The sequence below is a fragment of the Kitasatospora sp. NPDC059747 genome (genome assembly GCF_042732955.1).
GTDB lineage: Bacteria > Actinomycetota > Actinomycetes > Streptomycetales > Streptomycetaceae > Kitasatospora.
In genome coordinates this window covers 22159-26440 of sequence record NZ_JBHWGV010000128.1, presented here as the reverse complement: position 1 = coordinate 26440, position 4282 = coordinate 22159, and the positions used below count along the sequence as shown (strand labels likewise).

Genomic DNA, 4282 nt, shown 5'->3' with positions numbered 1-4282 from the left:
GGGTGACCGAGGCGCTCACCACCGAGCAGATCGACGCCCTCAAGGCGGAGAACCCGCTGTGGCTCCAGCACGAGCGCGCCAACCAGGTGGACGTCCGCAAGGAGACCGCCCGGATCAAGGCGAAGCACGAGAAGGAGGCCGCGGAGGCCGCTGCCAAGGCCGCGAAGGCCGCGAAGGCCTGACGCTCCCCGCCCCCGAAGAACCGATGCCGGCCCCGTCGCCCGAGAGCGACGGGGCCGGCATCGTCATATCCCGGACGAGCTGCGCAAACGGCACGCGGACCGGCGCGCGAACCGGCTGCATGAACGCGAACCGGCTTCATGAACCCGCAACGGCCAATGCCGTCCCAGGGGTTGCGGACCCCTGAGGTTTCGTCATAGGCACCTCTCATGAACGAGCAGACTCACCAGGCCGAACTCGCCGCGCTCGCCGAGGAGTACTTCGCCGCCGAGAACGCGCACGACCCGTTCGGCGCCACGCTCAGCGGGGTCGCGGGCCACGCCCACGAGGTGCCGGACCCGTCCCGGGAGGCCGCCCTGGAACACCGCGCGGTGCTGCAGGGCCTCGCGACGCGGCTCGCCGCGGTGCCCCTCGACGCCCTCGACGGCGAGGACCGCATCACGCACCGCGTCCTCGCCCGCCTGATCGACAACGGCACCGGCCGGATCACCCACGGACTCGCCGACTTCAGCATCTCGGCGACCATCGCGGCGCCCCAGAACGAGGCCTTCCAGTCCCTCGTCATGACCGCGGTCGACCAGGAGGGCGCCGACTCCTACCTGGAGCGCCTGGCCGGACTGCCCGGCTACTTCGACGCCTGCCTCCAGCGCTACCTCGACGCCGCCGTCGAGGGCCGCCGCCCGCTGCGCAGCGGCGTCGACGCCGCGATCGCCCAGCTCGACGGCTACCTCGCCGGGAGTCTCGCCGACGACCAGCTACTGCGCCCGCTGCACGGCCGCCGCGAGGCGCTGCGCGCCGAGACGATCGTGCGCGACGGCGTGCGGCCCGCGGTGGCCCGCTACCGGGCGGGCCTGGCCCAGCGGCTCGCGGCCGGGGCCCGGCCGGACACCGAGGCCGGCGTGTGCCACGTGCCCGGCGGCACCGAGGGCTACGCGGACGCCGTCGGCCGCTACACCCGGCCCGGGCTCACCCCGGAGGAGATCCACCGGATCGGCCTGGACGCGGTGGCGGCGCTGCGCGAGGAGTTCGCCGAGCTGGGCGCCACGGTGCTCGGCGTCGTCGGCACCGACCGCGTGCTGGCCGCGCTGCGCGAGGACCCGGCCCTGCGGTTCGCCGGCGCGGCGGAGATCGTCGCCCTCGCCGACGACGCGCTGGAGCGGGCCCGCCTCGCGTCCGCCGGGTACTTCCGCGCCTACCCGATCGCCGACTGCGTGACCCGCGAGATCGACCCGATCGAGGCGGAGACCGCGCCGCTCGCCTACTACCAGCCGCCGGGCCCGGGCGGCCTGCCCGGCACCCACTGGATCAACACGCTGCGCCCGCACACCCGTTTCCGGTACGAGTACGAGGCGATCGCCTTCCACGAGAGCGTGCCGGGCCACCACCTGCAGATCGCCGTCGCCCAGACGCTGCACCACCTGCCGGAGTTCCGCCAGAAGCCGACCGGGCAGCTGACCGCGCACGTCGAGGGCTGGGGGCTGTACACCGAGCGGCTGGCGGACGAGATGGGGCTGTACAGCTCGGAGCTCTCCCGCTTCGGCATGCTGTCGCTGGACGCGCTGCGGGCCGTGCGGCTGGTGGTGGACACCGGGCTGCACCACTTCGGCTGGTCGCGGGAGCGGGCGATCGCCTACATGCGGGACAACACGGCCACGACGGAGGCCAACGTCCGCAACGAGATCGACCGGTACATCGCCTGGCCCGGTCAGGCCACGGCCTACCTGATCGGCCGCCGGGAGATCGTCCGGCACCGGGGGCGGGCGCGGGCGGCGCTCGGCCCGCGCTTCGACGTGAAGGAGTTCCACCACGAGGTGATCGGGCATGGCAGCCTGCCGTTGGGCGTGCTGGACGAGCTGATCACGGACTGGATCGCGGCGCACTGACGCCCGGGCCGCGGAGGGTGGGGGCGGCCGGTACGGGACCGGCCCCACCCGTGTGTTCGGCCCACCGGGCCCACCGGGCTCGGCGCGCGGCTCAGCACACCGGGATGAGCACCGTCAGGACGAAGGTGTGCGGGTCCGGGTTGGCCGGGGCCTCGTAGGTGAGCGTCGCGGCGATGCTCGTGCCCGGGCTCGCGGCCGGGTCGACCCGGAGCGCGAAGCCGCGGTTGTACTGGGACCACGTGTTGCCGACGATGTCGTCGCAGGTGGCCGTGGTGCCGTCGGCCGAGATCGCGCACTTGTTGTCACTCGGCGCGCTGTCGAGCCACTTGGAGCCGGGCGGGAGCTTGGCGGTGAGCCGGCCGCGCCACGGGTAGTCGGTGGAAGGGCCGAGGTTGCGCTCCAGCACCTCGAAGTCGGCCGGGTTGCCGGGCGCGGCGGGCTTCGGGGGCCGCCACATCTCCAGCACCGCGTCGGTGACGGGCGCGGAGGTGTCCCAGGACCAGGTGGTCGAGTTGTCGTTCGGGTTCTGGTCGGCGTCCCAGGTGACCACGGCGGTGCCGCCGGGGTAGGTCCTCGGGCCGGGGGTGGTGCTGATGGTCTCGCCGTAGAGCTTCTCCGTCTCGCAGGTGGCCGGTGCCAGCCCCTTGGCGACGGTGAAGCGGATCCAGTTCCAGCCGCCGTCCACCGGGCCCGCGTGATCGGTGGTCAGGCGCATCGACGGATCGGCGGGGCCGTTGACCACCAGGGTCGCCCCGTCGGCCGGCGTCTCGGAGCCGTTGTTGCAGACCGTCACCAGGATCGTCCCGACGGCGCCGGGCGCGGTCGGGAAGGACGGCGGGCTGACCTGGACGCTCAGGTCCTTGGCGTACGTCGAGCGGTGGGCTGGGCCGGCGGCGGCCTGGGCGGCCTGCGCGGCGGTGATTGAGAGCGGCAGCAGGGCGGCTGCCGCGAGGAGGGCGGGGATCCGCATGGGGTGACTCCGGTCGGGGGGTCGGAGAGGGATCAGAGCGGGGGTCAGATCGGGGAACGGAGCGGGGAACGCCGGCGAGCAGTCGTTCGGTGACGAAGCTACGCATGCTTGACGGGCCCCGCCCTTCGGTTACTCCGCCCGACGTCAGTCCCCTGACGGGCCCCCGGAACGGCACGCGACCGGCATCCGGGACGGCACGCGAGACGGCGGGCGCGGCGGAACGATTCCGCACGCCGGGCCACGGCCTCCCGCGCCCGACGTGGCGTCACCCCTTTGGCCCCTTTGACACGGTAGTGTCCGCTGGCGCGGTATCCGGCGGCCCGCCGGCCCGCAGCTCACGCACACCCACCTGGAGGAACTCGTGCCGGCTCCCGCTCGCGGTGCCCTGGCCATAGCCGCGGCCGTCCTGCTCGCCGCGGCCGCAGGCTGCTCGTCCAACACCGGACACACCGCCAAGCCCGCCCCCACCAGCGCGGCCGCCAAGGGCTCGGCCCCGGCGGCCGGCGACGCGGCCGCCGCGCACGCGATCCCGGTCGGCGTCGGCCCCAAGCCCTCGTACGACGTGCAGGCCCAGCCCGCCGCCGGCACCTGCAAGTACCACTACACCGCGGACAAGCAGCCGCTGCCGGACCCGAACTGCACCCCGGGCGCGACCAGCCCGGCGGTCACCCAGGCCAACCTCAACGACACCGTCTGCAAGCCGGGCGGCTACACCTCGGGGATCCGCCCGCCGGCGAACATCACCGGCAAGGAGAAGGCCGAGAACGCCAAGTCCTACGGCTACACCGGCCCGATGGGCGACGCCGAGTACGACCACCTGATCAGCCTGCAGCTCGGCGGCGACCCGAACGACCCGCGCAACCTGTGGGTCCAGCCGCCGTCCCCCGACCACGTCCCGGGCAAGGGTCCGAACAACCCCAAGGACACCGTCGAGACGCACCTGCACACCGCGCTCTGCAAGGGCCAGGCCACCCTCGCCGCCGTCCAGCAGGCCATCGCCGCCGACTGGACCACCGCCGAGGCCAAGCTCGGCATCGGCAAGGGCGGCGCACCGGCCGCCGGACCGGACGCGGACGGCGACGACCAGTGAGCCGCCGCCCGTCCCGCCGCTGACGCCCGGTCCGGCTCAGCCCAGCGACTCCACCAGCTCGGCGACGGCGTCGATGGGGCGGGGGCGCCCCCGGAGCCCCGGCCCCCCCGCGGGCGCCCGCCGCGGCCCGCCCCCGCGCCCCCCCCCCGCGCGCCCCCC

At 74.5% G+C, this 4282-nt stretch carries 4 protein-coding genes; 3 read left to right on the top strand and 1 reads right to left on the bottom strand.

The window, feature by feature from the left end; all coding sequences use genetic code 11:
• Window positions 1-182, top strand: a 182-nt coding sequence (locus tag ACFV4G_RS36555; protein ID WP_380446568.1) for a DUF5997 family protein, incomplete at its 5' end; no start/stop codon positions are given.
• 207 nt (window positions 183-389) lie between these two features.
• A complete protein-coding gene (locus ACFV4G_RS36550) occupies window positions 390-2063 on the top strand; it encodes a DUF885 domain-containing protein (protein ID WP_380446565.1) in 1674 nt (557 codons plus the stop codon).
• A 91-nt stretch (window positions 2064-2154) separates the two neighbouring features.
• Here the strand turns inward: ACFV4G_RS36550 and ACFV4G_RS36545 are convergent, their stop codons facing one another.
• Window positions 2155-3033 carry a hypothetical protein gene (locus tag ACFV4G_RS36545; RefSeq protein WP_380446563.1) on the bottom strand — a complete coding sequence of 293 codons (879 nt, stop codon included), beginning with the start codon at window positions 3031-3033 and terminating at the stop codon, window positions 2155-2157.
• Window positions 3034-3394: 361 nt separating this feature from the next.
• Between ACFV4G_RS36545 and ACFV4G_RS36540 the strand changes: the two genes are divergently transcribed.
• Window positions 3395-4123: a hypothetical protein gene (locus tag ACFV4G_RS36540; RefSeq protein ID WP_380446560.1), complete on the top strand. Its 729-nt coding sequence runs from the start codon at window positions 3395-3397 to the stop codon at window positions 4121-4123.
• Window positions 4124-4282 lie beyond the last annotated feature (159 nt).